1 rRNA gene is annotated in these 1,769 nt (G+C 55.7%); it reads right to left on the bottom strand.

What is annotated here, in order from left to right:
• Positions 1–71: 71 nt before the first annotated feature.
• Positions 72–1,597: ribosomal RNA gene (locus ACYVKF_RS19950) — 16S ribosomal RNA — on the bottom strand.
• Positions 1,598–1,769: the final 172 nt, after the last annotated feature.

Raw genomic sequence — 1,769 nt, 5'->3', positions numbered from 1 at the left:
TTGAGCACCCGCTGCCCCACACTCGGGGACAGACCGGGCTCTGGATCGCTTGCGCGACCAGTGCTCCTTAGAAAGGAGGTGATCCAGCCGCACCTTCCGGTACGGCTACCTTGTTACGACTTAGTCCCAATCGCCAGTCCCACCTTCGACAGCTCCCTCCACAAGGGTTGGGCCACCGGCTTCGGGTGTTACCGACTTTCGTGACTTGACGGGCGGTGTGTACAAGGCCCGGGAACGTATTCACCGCAGCGTTGCTGATCTGCGATTACTAGCGACTCCGACTTCATGGGGTCGAGTTGCAGACCCCAATCCGAACTGAGACCGGTTTTTTGGGATTCGCTCCACCTCGCGGTTTCGCAGCCCTTTGTACCGGCCATTGTAGCATGCGTGAAGCCCAAGACATAAGGGGCATGATGATTTGACGTCATCCCCACCTTCCTCCGAGTTGACCCCGGCAGTCTCCTATGAGTCCCCACCATCACGTGCTGGCAACATAGAACGAGGGTTGCGCTCGTTGCGGGACTTAACCCAACATCTCACGACACGAGCTGACGACAACCATGCACCACCTGTATACGAGTGTCCAAAGAGAACGACATCTCTGCCGCGTTCTCGCATATGTCAAGCCTTGGTAAGGTTCTTCGCGTTGCATCGAATTAATCCGCATGCTCCGCCGCTTGTGCGGGCCCCCGTCAATTCCTTTGAGTTTTAGCCTTGCGGCCGTACTCCCCAGGCGGGGAACTTAATGCGTTAGCTGCGGCACGGATCTCGTGGAATGAGACCCACACCTAGTTCCCAACGTTTACGGCATGGACTACCAGGGTATCTAATCCTGTTCGCTCCCCATGCTTTCGCTTCTCAGCGTCAGTAGTGGCCCAGAGACCTGCCTTCGCCATCGGTGTTCCTCCTGATATCTGCGCATTTCACCGCTACACCAGGAATTCCAGTCTCCCCTACCACACTCTAGTCTGCCCGTACCCACCGCAAGTTCGAGGTTGAGCCTCGAAATTTCACGGCAGACGCGACAAACCGCCTACAAGCTCTTTACGCCCAATAATTCCGGACAACGCTCGCACCCTACGTATTACCGCGGCTGCTGGCACGTAGTTAGCCGGTGCTTCTTCTGCAGGTACCGTCACTTTCGCTTCTTCCCTGCTGAAAGAGGTTTACAACCCGAAGGCCGTCATCCCTCACGCGGCGTCGCTGCATCAGGCTTTCGCCCATTGTGCAATATTCCCCACTGCTGCCTCCCGTAGGAGTCTGGGCCGTGTCTCAGTCCCAGTGTGGCCGGTCGCCCTCTCAGGCCGGCTACCCGTCGTCGCCTTGGTGAGCCATTACCTCACCAACAAGCTGATAGGCCGCGAGTCCATCCCAAACCGAAAAACTTTCCAAACAGTACCCATGCGGATCTGTTTCATATCCAGTATTAGCTCCGGTTTCCCGAAGTTATTCCAGAGTCTGGGGCAGGTTACTCACGTGTTACTCACCCGTTCGCCACTGATCAGATGAAAGCAAGCTCCCATCATCACCGTTCGACTTGCATGTGTTAAGCACGCCGCCAGCGTTCGTCCTGAGCCAGGATCAAACTCTCCATTGATGTTTGCTACCCACCACCAAAGCGGCAGGAAAAGCGAAACCCCAGAAGGGTCGTCAAACTGACTGAGCAAGAACAACTAGCAAAAAACTAGTCAATTCAATGTTCAACCAAAGGATTTTCGTTCCAGAACACCAACCCCACAAACCAAACGGTCCATGCAGCCGGCACCCCA

It is taken from the genome of Pedococcus soli (assembly GCF_054782575.1).
This window is presented reverse-complemented; position numbering and strand designations above follow the sequence as displayed.